This is a genomic window from Parerythrobacter lacustris, from assembly GCF_024626475.1.
Taxonomy (GTDB): domain Bacteria; phylum Pseudomonadota; class Alphaproteobacteria; order Sphingomonadales; family Sphingomonadaceae; genus Parerythrobacter_A; species Parerythrobacter_A lacustris.
Window position 1 is genome coordinate 358,893 of the sequence record NZ_JANKHH010000005.1, and the last position, 13,368, is coordinate 372,260.

The 13,368-nt window shown below is 63.2% G+C and carries 18 protein-coding genes; 11 read left to right on the plus strand and 7 right to left on the minus strand.

Annotated elements, in window-relative coordinates; translation table 11 throughout:
• Positions 1-111: 111 nt before the first annotated feature.
• A complete protein-coding gene (locus NSO95_RS10960) occupies positions 112-555 on the minus strand; it encodes a CopD family protein (protein WP_257596275.1) in 444 nt (147 codons plus the stop codon).
• Positions 556-586: 31 nt separating this feature from the next.
• Complete coding sequence (gene hemE / locus NSO95_RS10965; RefSeq protein WP_257596276.1) at positions 587-1,612, minus strand: uroporphyrinogen decarboxylase; 1,026 nt, start codon at positions 1,610-1,612, stop codon at positions 587-589.
• Between the two features lie 323 nt (positions 1,613-1,935).
• Between hemE and NSO95_RS10970 the strand changes: the two genes are divergently transcribed.
• The 10 genes from NSO95_RS10970 to NSO95_RS11015 all read left to right on the plus strand — a co-directional run bounded on the left by NSO95_RS10970 (position 1,936) and on the right by NSO95_RS11015 (position 8,461).
• Positions 1,936-2,781 (plus strand): pyruvate, water dikinase regulatory protein, encoded by an 846-nt coding sequence (locus NSO95_RS10970; protein WP_257596277.1) that lies wholly within the window; start codon positions 1,936-1,938, stop codon positions 2,779-2,781.
• A complete protein-coding gene (locus tag NSO95_RS10975; protein WP_257596279.1) occupies positions 2,778-3,389 on the plus strand; it encodes a Maf family protein in 612 nt (203 codons plus the stop codon). The genes NSO95_RS10970 and NSO95_RS10975 overlap by 4 nt, the downstream gene beginning before the upstream one ends.
• On the plus strand, positions 3,386-4,243 hold the full coding sequence (locus NSO95_RS10980) for a shikimate dehydrogenase family protein (protein WP_257596280.1): 858 nt from the start codon (positions 3,386-3,388) through the stop codon (positions 4,241-4,243). Before NSO95_RS10975 ends, NSO95_RS10980 begins: the two co-directional genes overlap by 4 nt.
• Entirely contained in the window at positions 4,240-4,860 is a 621-nt protein-coding gene (gene coaE, locus NSO95_RS10985; RefSeq protein ID WP_257596281.1) for a dephospho-CoA kinase, read from the plus strand. The genes NSO95_RS10980 and coaE overlap by 4 nt, the downstream gene beginning before the upstream one ends.
• A gap of 48 nt (positions 4,861-4,908) precedes the next feature.
• Entirely contained in the window at positions 4,909-5,598 is a 690-nt protein-coding gene (gene dnaQ, locus NSO95_RS10990) for a DNA polymerase III subunit epsilon (protein ID WP_257596282.1), read from the plus strand.
• A 43-nt stretch (positions 5,599-5,641) separates the two neighbouring features.
• Complete coding sequence (gene hpf / locus NSO95_RS10995) at positions 5,642-6,211, plus strand: ribosome hibernation-promoting factor, HPF/YfiA family (protein ID WP_257596283.1); 570 nt, start codon at positions 5,642-5,644, stop codon at positions 6,209-6,211.
• A 116-nt stretch (positions 6,212-6,327) separates the two neighbouring features.
• Positions 6,328-6,789 carry a PTS sugar transporter subunit IIA gene (locus NSO95_RS11000; RefSeq protein ID WP_257596284.1) on the plus strand — a complete coding sequence of 154 codons (462 nt, stop codon included), beginning with the start codon at positions 6,328-6,330 and terminating at the stop codon, positions 6,787-6,789.
• On the plus strand, positions 6,776-7,273 hold the full coding sequence (locus NSO95_RS11005) for a PaaI family thioesterase (protein WP_257596285.1): 498 nt from the start codon (positions 6,776-6,778) through the stop codon (positions 7,271-7,273). Before NSO95_RS11000 ends, NSO95_RS11005 begins: the two co-directional genes overlap by 14 nt.
• Positions 7,274-7,276: 3 nt before the next feature.
• The gene (locus NSO95_RS11010; protein WP_257596286.1) at positions 7,277-7,612 is read left to right on the plus strand and encodes a DUF1491 family protein; all 336 of its coding nucleotides are present in this window, start codon (positions 7,277-7,279) and stop codon (positions 7,610-7,612) included.
• A 204-nt stretch (positions 7,613-7,816) separates the two neighbouring features.
• Positions 7,817-8,461 (plus strand): cell wall hydrolase, encoded by a 645-nt coding sequence (locus NSO95_RS11015; RefSeq protein WP_257596287.1) that lies wholly within the window; start codon positions 7,817-7,819, stop codon positions 8,459-8,461.
• Between the two features lie 63 nt (positions 8,462-8,524).
• Here NSO95_RS11015 and xth read toward each other — a convergent pair whose 3' ends face one another.
• From xth to NSO95_RS11030, 3 genes are read right to left on the minus strand one after another with little or no spacing between them, the layout of a single operon-like run.
• Positions 8,525-9,310, minus strand: a complete 786-nt coding sequence (gene xth, locus NSO95_RS11020) for an exodeoxyribonuclease III (RefSeq protein WP_257596288.1) — start codon at positions 9,308-9,310, stop codon at positions 8,525-8,527.
• Between the two features lie 38 nt (positions 9,311-9,348).
• Positions 9,349-9,678 carry an iron-sulfur cluster insertion protein ErpA gene (erpA, locus tag NSO95_RS11025; RefSeq protein WP_257596289.1) on the minus strand — a complete coding sequence of 110 codons (330 nt, stop codon included), beginning with the start codon at positions 9,676-9,678 and terminating at the stop codon, positions 9,349-9,351.
• Between the two features lie 31 nt (positions 9,679-9,709).
• Complete coding sequence (locus NSO95_RS11030) at positions 9,710-10,141, minus strand: CBS domain-containing protein (RefSeq protein WP_257596290.1); 432 nt, start codon at positions 10,139-10,141, stop codon at positions 9,710-9,712.
• A gap of 111 nt (positions 10,142-10,252) precedes the next feature.
• Here NSO95_RS11030 and NSO95_RS11035 point away from each other — a divergent pair, with 111 nt between their 5' ends.
• Positions 10,253-10,552, plus strand: a complete 300-nt coding sequence (locus NSO95_RS11035; protein WP_257596291.1) for a tail fiber assembly protein — start codon at positions 10,253-10,255, stop codon at positions 10,550-10,552.
• 263 nt (positions 10,553-10,815) lie between these two features.
• Here the strand turns inward: NSO95_RS11035 and NSO95_RS11040 are convergent, their stop codons facing one another.
• Together NSO95_RS11040 and NSO95_RS11045 are read right to left on the minus strand one after the other, a co-directional pair.
• Positions 10,816-11,208 carry a (2Fe-2S) ferredoxin domain-containing protein gene (locus NSO95_RS11040; RefSeq protein WP_257596292.1) on the minus strand — a complete coding sequence of 131 codons (393 nt, stop codon included), beginning with the start codon at positions 11,206-11,208 and terminating at the stop codon, positions 10,816-10,818.
• Positions 11,205-13,364, minus strand: coding sequence for an alpha/beta hydrolase family protein (locus tag NSO95_RS11045; RefSeq protein WP_257596293.1), 2,160 nt, complete (start codon positions 13,362-13,364; stop codon positions 11,205-11,207). Before NSO95_RS11045 ends, NSO95_RS11040 begins: the two co-directional genes overlap by 4 nt.
• Positions 13,365-13,368 lie beyond the last annotated feature (4 nt).

Here is a 13,368-nt window from a genome sequence, read left to right on the forward strand (position 1 = left end):
CAGACCCGGTTCCGCAGATCGGGAACCTCAGCCGGAGATGGAGCGCAGATACGCCTGCGCCGGTGCCGCGTCAATCAGGCAAAAATCGCTACCGGCTATGCTGTCGTGCGATCAGAACGGTTTGACGATCACCAGAACGACAACCAGGGCAAGGATAATCGCGGGGAACTCACCCCACAGCCGCAGCTGCCTCTCGCTCAATGGCCGGTCACCGGCAACCATCTTCTTCGCCTGCACCACCATCCAGCCGTGGTAGCCTGACAGCGCGATCACCAGCAGCAGCTTGGCGTGGAACCACCCCTGGCTGAAGGCACCAATATGCGATGCGAGCAGCAGGCCAAGCACCCACACCACGACGATGCTGGGGGTGAGGATGATCTTGCGCAACAGACCCATCCGCTTGTCCCACATGGCGGCTTCCGCCGATCCTGCCGCGGCCGGGTGCAGATAGAGCATCTGGCGCGGCAGCATGAACAGGCCGGCCATCCAGAACACCATGAAGATGATGTGGCCCGCCTTGAGCCAGTAGTAGGTCAATGTGAGGAATTCCTGCATTGGCGCGGTATAGTCCCGGCTTGGGCCCGCGTCACCCCTGCCAACTGCGGACTTGTGCCACGAGGGCCTCGACATGCTCGATCGGGGTGAACTGGCCGATTCCGTGGCCGAGATTGAATACGTGCGGCCGGTCCGCAAAGGCGCGAAGCACCTCTTCGACCCGTGCATGAAGTGCGTCGCCACCAGCCAAGAGCAGAAGGGGATCGAGATTGCCCTGCACCGGCATACCTGCGGGCAATTCACGCGCCGCCCAGTGCGGATCGATCGTTTCGTCGACCCCGACGGCATCCACCCCTGTCTCGCGCGCATAGGCGCTCAACTTCTCCCCCGAACCCTTGGGAAAACCGATCACCGGGGTTTCGGAGCGCTTCGCTTTGAGCTGTGCGGTGATCCGCGCATTGGGCGCGATCACCCAGCGTTCGTACTGGTCGGGTGCGAGGCTGCCCGCCCAGCTGTCGAACAGCTGCACCGCTTCCACCCCGGCATCGATCTGCGCGACGAGATAGTCCACCGTCGCAATCTCAATCGCCTCGATCAGCGAAGCGAAAGCAGCAGGATCGCGATAGGCCAGCGCACGCGTTTCTTCCTGGTTCTTCGAGCCCTGCCCAGCCACCATATAGGTCGCGACGGTCCACGGGCTGCCGGCAAAACCGAGCATAGTGGTTTCGGGACCGAGCGCCGCGCGCGTCAGGCGCACAGTTTCATAGATCGGATCGAGCCGGTCCATTGCGGTCTCGAGCGCCTGCCATACCGCGTCCACCAGTGGGGGTGCCAGCCGGGGCCCCTCGCCCGCTTCGAACCACAGATCCTGCCCCATGGCATGCGGAATCACGAGGATGTCCGAAAACAGAATCGCCCCATCAAAACCGAACCGGCGGATTGGCTGAAGCGAAATTTCGGCCGCCGCTTCGCTATCGTAGGCAAGCGCCAGGAAACCACCCTTCTCGGCACGCAGATCGCGGTATTCCGGCAGGTAGCGACCTGCCTGACGCATAAGCCACATCGGAACCTGATCGCCCCGCGAACCGCGCAATGTGTCGAGAAGAATACCGGGCATCGAGCCTTCCTAACAATAAAATGAAATTTTATAAAAGGGTTGAAGGAGTCTGTTGGCCCTGTGGATTGCGGGGACAAGCGTGCCGTGCCCGAATTCTCCCGTTTTGAACAGCCGGTCGGCGCTATGCGACTCTGCGGAACGCTTGAGTCAAACACAATGTCTCCCCGCTATCCCCAGCCTGTCGACAACCGGGCGAGCCTGTCCACAAATTGCCGTGGGCAGGACTCGCAGTGGGCATGGAATCGCGCTCCGAACTTGTCGCCAGGGCTGTGCCATGGTTTATGCCGGGCATTGTCCACAGCCCGAATGCGATCTCTCGCTGCATGAGCCGCCTGCACCTCCACCTCGTATCCGATTCGACCGGCGAAACGCTGGAGATGGTCGCCAAGGCCGCGCTCGCCCAGTTCGAGGACGCGGATATCGTGCGCCATTTCTGGCCCATGGTCCGCTCGCGCCAGCACCTCGACCGGATCGTTCCGGAGCTGGCGAGCAATCCTGGGTTGGTGCTGTTCACTCTGGTCAACCCCGAAACCCGCGCGCGGCTGGAGGAGCATTGCCGCCAGCTCGGCCTGCCCGCAGTTCCGGCGCTCGATGCGGTGACCGAAGCGCTCGAGGCGCAGCTGGGGCAGGAAGCGCATGGCCGCCCGGGTCGCCAGCATCTGATGGACGATGCCTATTTCAGCCGGGTCGATGCGATTCACTATACCATCGCGCATGACGACGGGGTCGGGTGGGAAGACTGGGAGGAAGCCGATATCGTGCTGGCAGGCGTGTCGCGCTGCTCGAAGACGCCGACCAGTATCTATCTCGCTAACCGCGGCTACAAGACCGCCAATATCCCGCTGGTGATCGAAAGCCCGCCACCATCGAGCTTGTTCCAGCTCAAAAGGCCGCTGGTTGTCGGGCTGACCACCGCACCCGAGCGGCTGGTGCAGATCCGCCGCAATCGCCTGCTCAGCCTCAACGAGGGAACCGAGACCTCTTATGTCGACGGCGAAAAGGTGCGCGACGAGATCCAGTTCGCGCGGCGGATGTTCGCCGACAACGGCTGGCCGGTGATCGACGTCACGCGGCGATCGATCGAGGAAACCGCAGCCGCCGTCATCCGCCTGCTCGGCGAGCGCGATCGAAGGGCCGACGATCAGTTCGAAGGCAGCAAACCGATATGACCGCGCGCGTTCTTTCGGGCAGCGGTTTTATCCTCGCTTCGAAAAGCGCCTCGCGCCGGGCGATGCTCGATGCTGCGGGACTGGCGTATGAAGCGATCCCGGCGGGGATCGACGAACGCGCGCTGGAAATCGAAATGGCGGGTTCTCCGGCCGAAGAAGTGGCGCAGGCGCTGGCGGTGGCCAAGGCAGCTGCGGTTTCTGCCGTTCGGCCGGATGCATGGGTGTTGGGAAGCGATTCGCTGGTGGCGGTCGAGGGGCGGAGGTTCGACAAGCCTGTGTCGCGCGATGATGCCGCCGATCATTTGCGCGCGTTTTCGGGTAAGGTGATCGAACTCCACAGCGCAGCCAGCCTGGTGCGCGGCGGCAAGCCTGCATGGGTCGGGCACGATATTGCGTGCCTCTCCGTGCGCAACCTGAGCGAGGATTTCATCGCCGAATACCTCGACGCCGAATGGCCCGAGGTATCCCATTGCGTCGGCGTGTTCCGGATCGAGGCGCTGGGTGTGCAATTGTTCGACCGGATCGACGGCGACCAGTTCACCGTGCTGGGCATGCCGCTGTTGCAGGTGCTCGGCGCCTTGCGCGAACTGGGAGTGCTGACGACGTGACGCGGCCCTATGCGGAAGTCATCGGCGATCCGATCGCGCAGTCGAAATCACCGGCGATTCACGGTTTCTGGCTCGACAAGGCCGGGATCGAAGCAGCTTATCGTCGCGAACGCGTGGCACACGATGAGCTTCAGAGCTACCTTGCCGCACACAGGTCCGATCCCCTGTGGCGCGGGTGCAATGTTACCATGCCGCATAAACAAGCCATCATGCCTCACCTCGATCGGCTGGATCCGCTGGCGGTTCGGATTGGAGCAGTGAACACCGTCGTGCGCGGCTCGGATGGACTGCTCACGGGCTTCAACACCGATTGCGCAGGCTTTTTCGAACCGTTGCAGCCCTACCTTGCAGATCGCCATCTTTTCCGCATGGCGCGCATTCTCGGCACCGGCGGCGCGGCGCGCGCTATCGTCGCGGGGCTTGCGGACCACGGCTTCACACTGGTGCTGGCCGGGCGCGATCGGTCGAAGGCACAGTCATTGCTCGACGAACTTGCCCCACACGGCGAGCACTATGCGGTCGACTTGGCGCATTTTGCAGACCCGACCGATTTCGCGTTCGACGATCGCGAAGGGGTGCTGGACCTTGTCGTCAACGCTAGCCCGCTCGGCATGCGCGGTCAGCCCGCGCTGGCGTTCGACTGGAGCCATGCCCCGCCTTGCAGCATCGCATACGATATCGTGACCGATCCTCTGGAAACGCCCTTCCTCAAGGCGGCGCGCAGTGCCGGTCACGAGACACTCAACGGCTTGTCGATGCTGGTCGGACAGGCCGACGCCGCATTCGCACTCTTCTTTGGCATCCATCCCCCGCGCGAGCAGGATGCCGAATTGCGCGAAAGGCTCGTATCATGACCCGCGCAGTGATCGTCGGTCTCACCGGTTCTATCGGGATGGGCAAATCTACCGTTGCCGCAATGTTTCATGGCGCGGGTGTTCCGGTGTTCGATGCCGATGCCGAGGTCCGTGCGATGCAGGGCCCGGGGGGCGAACTGTTGCCGGCGATCGAAGCCGAATTCCCTGGGTCGACCGGCCCCGAAGGTCTCGACCGGGACGCACTCGGGAAGCGGGTGTTCGGCGACCTGGCGGCACTCGCGCGGCTGGAGGCGATTGTCCATCCTGCCGTTGCCCGCAAGCGCGCGGCCTTCCTGATCGAACATGCGGGCGCGCCGCTGGTGGTGTTCGATATTCCGCTGTTGTTCGAGAAGGGCGGAAACCGCCAGGTCGATGTCGTCGTCGTCGTGTCGGCCCCCGCCGAAACCCAGCGCCGGAGGGTGCTTGCCCGCCGGGGCATGAGCGAGGACAAGCTCGCCCATATCTTGTCGCTGCAAGTGCCCGATGCCGAGAAGCGCGCGCTCGCCGACCATGTGATCGACACCGGCACTTCACTTGCGCAAACCGAAGATCAGGTGCTTGCGCTTATACCGAAGCTGGTTGCCGCGCTCAGCAATGAGGATCGCGCCAAAAATTAGCGCCAACACCCCTTGCAGGAGCGGGGCTTCGGGCCGATAGTATGACAGATGCGTGAAATCGTTTTCGACACGGAAACCACCGGACTCGACCCCAGAACGGGTGACCGGATGGTCGAAATCGGGTGCATCGAAATGATCAACCGGGTTCCAACCGGCGAGACCTTCCACGCGTATTTCAATCCCGAGCGCGATATGCCGGCCGGTGCCGAAGCGGTGCATGGGTTGTCGAGCGCTTTCCTGTCGGACAAGCCGCTGTTTGCCGAACTGGCTGATGCCTTGCTCGAGTTTCTCGGGGAAGCGCAACTGGTGGCGCATAATGCGGGATTCGACTTCGGTTTTCTCAACAATGAACTCGCACTGATTGGGCGGGAACCGGTCTGCCTGACGCGAATGATCGATACGGTCGCCATCGCGCGCAAACGGCATCCCGGTGCCAAGCTTTCGCTCGATGCGCTGTGCACCCGTTACGGCGTCGATCGCAGCCATCGTGTGAAGCATGGAGCACTGCTCGATGCCGAACTGCTGTCGCAGGTCTATGTCGAGCTGACCGGGGGACGGCAGATCGGCCTCGGGCTCGCCGAAGCCGCGCCCGATACGGCCGCCATCGACACTTTGCACGTGCCCGTATGCGCCGAACGCCAGGTGCGTGCACCGCGACCGCATTTTGCAAGCGAGGCGGAACTTGTGCGCCATCGCGACTTTATAGGCACGATCGAAACCCCGCTTTGGGGCAGATAGCGGGGCCCCCCCGGTACCTCGCCAACTACGAGAAGGAGCGACGATGGATATCCGCATTTCCGGCCACCAAGTGGAAACCGGCACAGCACTGCAGGATCATGCAACGGACAGGCTCAACGGAATTGTCGAGAAATACTTCAATCGAGCGCTCTCTTCGCAGGTCACGTTCGGCAAGGCTCCTGGCGGAGCTTTCAGCTGCGACATCGTCACCCATGTCATGCAGGGTCTGATCCTCAAGAGCCACGCCGAGGCGCACGATGCCCATCAGGCACTGGACCAGGCTTCGGAAAAGATCGACAAGCAGCTGCGCCGCTACAAGCGGCGGCTGAAGGATCGCCATGAGCAGACCAATTATGCCGCGCGCGAGGAAGAGGCGGCCTATACCATCTTCGCCTATGACGAACCCGAAGCGCATGAGGAAGAAGTCGCCGATTCGCCGCCTGTGGTGGCGGAGACCCTGGTCGACATACCTGAGGCGTCGGTTGCGGATGCTGTCATGATGCTCGATCTGCGCGATACCAACGCGCTGTTCTTCAAAAATGCTGGCACCGGGCGACACAATATGGTTTACCGCCGCCGCGACGGATCGATCGGCTGGGTCGAGCCGCACTGACCTGACAGGCCGACATATCGCCTCGAAGGATCGACCGGATAGCGGGAACTGGTGAATTCAGCGCGTCGGATTTCCCGACCAAGGGTTTGCCCGGGACCAATCGAATTTCAGGATCAATGCACGTTCATTTCAAACTTTTGCCAGAGGCCGTGTTCACCGCCGGAGTGGCAGGTAAACAGGCCGTCCTAGAAGCGATCGCTGATCGGTTCGCTGCCGTGTACAAGGTCGACCGCGAAGTCGTGCTCGAATCCCTGCTTGAGCGCGAGGCGCTCGGCAGCACGGGCTTTGGCCGCGGCGTCGCCATTCCGCATGCCCGGATTGCCGGCATCTCGCGTCCGGTCGCCGTCCTCCTCCGCCTGGAGGAGCCGATCGACTTTGCAGCGGCTGACGGGATGCCGGTCGAGCTCGTGTTCGGATTGCTCTCCCCAGAAAATGCGGGCGCCAGTCATCTGCAGGCGCTGGCGGCCATATCGCGGATCGTCCGCGACGAAGCGATGCACCGTGCTCTGGTCGAATCGGTCGATGGTGAGGCGTTGTTCGCTCTGTTGACCAATCACCTGGACCGTGACGCCGCCTGACGAACTCGATCGCGATCCGCTCGGCAGCGATGCCGCCGCAGCGGAAACGCATTACCGGGCGCTTGAGGCGCTCTATGCCTCCGCGCCGGTGAACTCGTTGTTTCAGTCGAAGCTCGAGATTGCCGGTCGCGGAAGTTCGCGGCTGGTGTTCGAGGTGACCGAGGAATCGTTCCATGCCGCCGGTGCCGCGCATGGGACGATTTATTTCAAGATGCTCGACGATGCGGCGTTCTATGCCGCCAACACGCTCGTCAGCGACCGCTTTCTGCTGACGACCTCGTTCAACCTTCATTTCACCAAGCCCGTGCGGCAGGGCCAGGTGGTCGCTGAAGGCCGTTGGATCAGCGGACGGCGGCGCGTGTTCGTCGCGGAGTCGCGTCTGATCGATGCCGAAGGCGACGAGATCGGGCGTGGGACCGGCACTTTCATGCGCTCGCATATCGCGCTGTCGGGCCTGCCTGGCTACCAAGCGCACCGAGGCTGAGCGTTGGACGGTCGTCTTCCGGCGCATGTCGAGGTCAATGGCCTGATTCGCGCGGTGCAGGCTGCGGGCGGCTTCGCCACCGTGCTGGCCAAGGGGGAGTCCGATGCCGGTACGATCCTGATCGTCGCGGTTGAAAACGGAACGAACGCAAGGCTTTACGAGCGCATGCCCAAGCTCGACGGCACCCGGGAATTCTCGCTAACCCGGGCGCAAGACTCAAAAAAGCCGTGGGAATTCAACGATTACTTAACCAAGCGCCGCCAACAGGACGGCGATATCTGGATCGTCGAGCTGGATATCGCAGATGCGGAACGTTTTGCCGCAATGCAGCATAAATAGGTTGACTTGATTTCATCTGAAACTAGTTGACCGCTCGAACTTCCGAGTGCGCAGGCGGCTCGGGTGGCAATTCGGCCATCTGGCAAGCACGCAGACGGGGGACAGCCGGCAGGCTGAACAACCGGACCCGCCCTTACAACGCAATCAACGCGAAACAGGTCCCGCCTGCGCCCGAGCTCGTCCACCGCTCATTGACGAAAACCAATGCGTTCCAAGACCCGTATGACCGGAACGATCGCGCTTGCCGCGACGATCGTGACCGGATTTGCCAGCGCCGAGATTTCCGGCGCGAACGCCCAGCAGGGCGTCGAACAGGAAATCGCTGCCGAACCTCTCACCGAAGAGGTCGTGCCCGAATTCGTGGCGGGCGAAGTCGTCCAGCCTCTTCCGGCGCAGCCCGAAACGCCTGACGTCGAAGCCGCCGTGTCGGCAGGCTCGTTGCGCGAGCTGGTTGCGAACATCGCCACACCCGAAACGCTGTCGCGCGAGATGGAATGTCTCGCCGGGGCGGTATATTTCGAGTCGCGCGGCGAACCGCTCGCCGGCCAACTCGCCGTTGCGCAGGTGGTGATCAACCGCAGCGAATCGGACCTTTTCCCGTCGAGCTATTGCGGCGTGGTCTATCAGCCCGGCCAGTTCTCCTTCGTCCGCGGCGGCTCGATGCCGCGCATCAGCCGCGGCTCTGCGGCGTGGAACCAGGCCAAGGCGGTCGCCCGCATCGCGCACGAGGGCCTGTGGGAAAGCGAAGCAAGAGACTCGCTCTATTTTCACGCGCGCTACGTCAGCCCGAAATGGAGCCGCACCAAAGTGGCGCGGGCAACCATCGACACGCACATTTTCTACCGCTGAGCTAGCCCGCATACAGATGCGAGAAACGACCCTCGTCGCTCCTGCGCCGGGGGACGTTTCGCATCAGTCGCGCAGTTCGACCCACACCGGGGCGTGATCGCTCGCCTTTTCCCGCGCCCGATGCTCCTTGTCGACGCCCGCAGCCACCAAACGGTCCGCCAGCTCGGGCGAAAGCAGCAGGTGGTCGATGCGGAACCCGTGGTCGCGCTGCCATGCACCCGCCTGATAATCCCAATAGGTCCACACCCCGCCGCGCGGGTTGAACGTATCGATCGCGTCGGTCCACCCGTCGCCGAGAAAGCGCGCATAGGCGTCGCGCGATTGGGGCTGCATCAGCGCATCCGACGCCATCGCCTTGGGTGACCAGACATCTTTATCTTCCGGGATGACGTTGAAGTCACCCAGCACGATCGCCGGGACCTCCTGCTCCCTGATTTCTGTCATCCGTTCGCGCAGCTTGGCCATCCACGCGAGCTTGTAGTCGAACTTCGGCCCCGGATGCGGATTGCCGTTGGGGAGGTAGAGATTGCAGACCCGCACACCGCCAACCTCCGCCTCGAGATAGCGCGCCTGTTCGCCCTCGCCGTCCTTCGGCCCGTCGATCCCGAGGCCGCGCTGAATTTCAACCGGCTCGATTCCATCGGCGAGAATGGCGACGCCGTTGAAGCTCTTCTGCCCGTGCCAGATCGCATTGTAGCCGATGGCTGCGAACTCGTCGGCCGGGAAGCCGTCGTCCATCGTCTTGATTTCCTGCAGGCAGGCGACGGTGGGGCGGGTTTCCTCGAGCCATTCCTTGAGCCGCGGCAGGCGGGCCTTGATCCCGTTGATATTGAAGCTGGCGATTTTCATGCCGGGCGTGATGCCCGATCGGTCGCCGCAGGTCTAATCTAAATCCCGAAGCTCGACCCGCAGCCGCAACCGGCCGCGGCCTGCGGGTTCTCGACCCTGAATGCCGCCCCGCCAAGCGATTCGACGAAATCGACCGTGCTGCCCGACACCAGATCGAGCGACACCGGATCGACCACCAGCCGGACCCCTGCAGTGTCGCTCACCATATCGTCGTCTTCCGCCGCCTGCGCGAGATCGAATTTGTACTGGAAGCCGGAGCAGCCGCCGCCTTCGACCGACAGGCGCAGGATCGCCGGTTTGCCCTGCTTCTCGGCGATCAGCGCGATGCGCTTCGCGGCGGCTGGGGTAAGGGTGAGAGCTTCGGCCATTGCAGCGATGTAGTGCGCCCTCGCGGCAGTCTCAAGCGGTCTGGATGTAATCGCGCAGTGCTTCGGCCTCGTGGCTGATCTCGTCCATCCGCGATTTTACGAGATCGCCGATCGAGACGAAGCCGCACATATGCCCATCGTCGACCACCGGCAGGTGGCGAATCCGGCGGCGCGTCATCAGCCCCAGCGCCTCGAGCGTGCTGGTCCGCCGGTCGACCGTGATCGGCGGGGCCGTCATCACCTGCTCGACCGGCTGGTCGAGACACGCCGCGCCCTGATCCGCCAGGCGGTAGAGCACGTCGCGTTCGGAAAATATTCCGACCACCCTGCCGCCGTCCATCACCGGGATCGCCCCGATCCGCCGTTCGGCGAGGATGGCCACCACCTGTCTGACCGACATGGCGATGTCGGCGGTGACGATCTCGCTGCTGGCGCGTCCTGCGATGAGCTGGGCAATCTCCATGGCTGGGCCTCCTTGTCCGGCCCGCGATTGTGCCACGAAAGCCCGAATTCGCCAAACGCACCGGTTGCGAACGGTTGCCAGCGCACGGTGAAGTCCCCATGACGCAAGGCGATGGTCGCCAAATCGCCTCTCGACGATCCGGAAAAGGCCGCTTTCGCCTGGGCGCGGTACCGCCGGGCGATGCGCATGATGCTGCTGCTGACGATCGGCGTCGTCGCGGTGGCACTCGCGATGCTTTACGATGGAAGCAGCCCGGCGTCGGTGCATTATTACATCGCCATTGCCATCGGCGTTGGCTTCACCATGCTGCTGGCAGGTGCGCTGATGGGTCTGGTGTTTCTGTCGAACGGAACCGGACACGATGCTTCGGTCGACAACCGGCTGCCGGACAATGGCGAAGACGACAACTAGGGTCAGGACCTATTCGTCGCGCAGGCGTGGCGTCAAAATGACGAAAATATCGGGCGAACTGCCCACCGGGAAGGCTGGTTGCCGTTCCAAGGGCAGTTCCAACTGAGATCGAAGTCATTTTGACGTCCCGAAGGGACTTGACCAATTGGCCCCGGTGCAGTGTCGCAGAAGCTTGAAAATGCGCCGCATTTCCTGCGCTCCCGCTCCTCGCTACAGGGCCAATTGCTTCAAACCACGCTCTGCGCGACTAATAGGTCCTGACCCTAACTCGCCGCCGGACCGCGCAACCGGAATTCCTCTACCGGCTCACCGCCAATCAGGTGCTGCTGGATAATCCGTTCGAGCACTTCGGGGCAGCACGAGTGGTACCAGACGTTGTCCGGCCAGACCACAGCAACGGGCCCGGCGGCGCACACTTGCAGGCAATCGGCCTTGGTGCGCTGAACCCCGCCCGTTCCATCGGTCCTTCTTGGTCCCGCTAGGCCAAGTGCCTTGAGACGGCCTTTTAGATAGGCCCAGGCTTCCTTGCCTTCTTCCCGATTGCAGCATTTCTGCTTCTCGGAGATCGCGCACAGGAAGATGTGCCGCTCGAGCGTCTCACCGCCGACCGTTTCGAGCGCGCGGCGCGCCTTGCGCAGCTTGCTCTCTCTCGTCACTCGGCTTGGGCGTCCCTGGCACCGCCTTCACCCAGCCAGCGGTCGAGCCATGCGAACACGGTATTGTGCCACTGGAGCGAGTTTTTCGGTTTGAGCACCCAGTGGTTCTCGTCGGGGAAGACCAACAATTGCGACGGGATGCCGCGTTCCTGCAGCACCATGAAACTCTGCAATCCTTGGGTATAGGGAACCCGGAAATCCTTCTCACCGGTGATGACCAGCATCGGGGTTTGCCATTTGTCGACGTGGTTCACCGGGTTCCACTTTTCGTACAGATCCTTCTGCTCGGCATAGGAACCTCCGAAATCCCATTTGGGAAACCAGGTTTCCTCCGTCGCGTAGTAGAAGCTGCGCATGTCGAACAGGCCGTCGTGCTGGACCAGGCACTTGAACCGGCCGGGCCACTGCCCGGCGATCCAGTTCATCATGTAGCCGCCGTAACTCGCGCCCATCGCGCAGGCGTTTGCACCGTCGATCTGCGGATCGAGTTCGAGCGCGGCCGCCAACCCCTTCTGCAGGTCTTCAAGCGGCTTGCCGCCCCAGTCCCGGTTGATCGCATCTGTGAAGTCCTGCCCGTATCCGGTGCTGCCGTGGAAATCGACCGAGATCACCGCGTAGCCCTGGCTCGCGACCACGCGCGGGTTCCACCGGCTTGACCATGCATCGTTGAAGGAACCCTGCGGGCCCCCGTGAACATAGAGGATCGCAGGCATCGGCCCCTCGTGCCCCTCCAGCTTGGTGATCTGGCCCCACACGGTCTCACCGCCCGCCCCGGCGAAGCTGAAGCGCGTCGTCACCACCGATTCGCGCTCGCCTAGGATCGCCGCGCCGACCGAAGTCAGCGGCCGAGCCTGCTTCCAGTCCTGCGCCAGATACAGCTCGGCAGGCGAGCTTATCGCGTCGCGGGTGAACAGCAGGCGATTGCCCGGCAGCGCCGCGACGCTTCCGATATGCGCTTCGTTGCCGGCCATCAGGTCGAGCTCCTCGACCTTGCCGCTCTTCGGATCGATCCGGAAGACGGGCGTATCGAGCACATCCTGCGCGGTGGCCAGGATCCACTTCGAATCGGGCGTCCACCACAGCGATCCGAAACTTCGGTCGAACGCCTGCGTCAGCGCGCGGGTCTCGCCGCTCTTGAGGTCGCGCAGATGGATGACCTGTCGGTCGGCTTCGTAGCCGGGCCGCGCCATCGCGACATAGGCGAGATAGCGACCGTCGGGCGAGGGCGAGGGCAGCAGGTCGTAACCCCTGTTCGCCGCCGTGGTGTTCACCGGCGCCGCTCCGGACAGGCCGTTCCACCAGATATTGGTGTCGGTCGAATAGGGCTCTTTCGCATCGGCTTGCCGCGCGACGAACCACAGCCCCGAGGAGTCCGCAGCCCACGCAAGGTCCTCTCCGCCACCGAATGGCTTGGTCGGAGTGTCGCCGACCAGCGCGTTCTCGCCGGCTGGCCCATCAAGTGCGACTGGATCACCGGTTGCCGCCCCGTTCTGCAATCCGAACACAAAAGCGCGGCTGTAGGTGCCCGGCGTCTCCCACTGGTCCCAGTGGCGATAGAATCCGCCGTCGCCCTCGTAGAGCCGCCCGGTGCCCGGCCCCGGAAGATGCGCCGTGCCGTCTTTGTCGCAGCCGAACGAGGGGCAATCGCGGGCGATTTCCGCCCACACGGCGATCTTCCCGGCATCCGGGGCGAGCTTGTATCCGTCGATGCTGCGCTTGGCATCGAGCACCGGCATCGGCCCGGTCACATTTCCATTCGCTTCGAGCGCTGCGCGCCAGACCCGCGAATAACCTTCGGCCTCTCCACCAAGTGCGCGATCGGACAGGAAATAGAGCCAATTGTCCGAGCCGAAACTGAAGTCCGACGCGCTGCCTCCGAGATCGAGCATCACCGGATCGGCATTGAGGTCGCCCAGGTCGCGCAGGTAGACTTTCGCCGTCCGCGCATAGGTCTCGGGATCGGTTTCGGTGACGGTATAAACTGCAAACCGCCCGTCCGTCGTCGTCACCGGCGCACCGAGGCGAGGCATGGTGACGAGGTCCTGCGCGCTCATCGGCGGCTTTGCGCTTTCGGACGCGCTGCGCTGGTCGGCATGGGCGGGCGCGGCAAGAGCCAGCGCGGCGAAAGAGGCGGTAAGCCCGAGTGTCCTGATCATGCGC